We start from the raw sequence: 235 nt of genomic DNA on the forward strand, positions 1-235 counted from the left end.
CCGAGCACAGCGTCCAGCCGTCGCCGGTTGCGCCAGAGGCGGCGAGTATGACGCGCCGCTGTGGGCCGACCGTGGGCGTGTAGGCCCACCAGCCATTCTTCAGCACCGCGCCTTCCGGTGGCTCCATGCCGGCGCCCGAGCCCTTGACCCGCGCCTCGACCAGCTGCAGGCCGATAGGCGTGACCTTCCAGTCTTCCTCCCAACGCGACCGTTCCACCGAATGCGTCCAGGACAG

General features: G+C 69.8%; 1 protein-coding gene. It reads right to left on the reverse strand.

All coding sequences use genetic code 11. The annotated features are described in order from the left end of the window. Window positions 1–235 (reverse strand): DUF1850 domain-containing protein (locus EOB49_RS35895; protein ID WP_127383586.1); only part of this gene is annotated, 235 nt, incomplete at both ends.

The organism is Mesorhizobium sp. M7A.F.Ca.MR.148.00.0.0 (genome assembly GCF_003997735.1).
GTDB lineage: Bacteria > Pseudomonadota > Alphaproteobacteria > Rhizobiales > Rhizobiaceae > Mesorhizobium.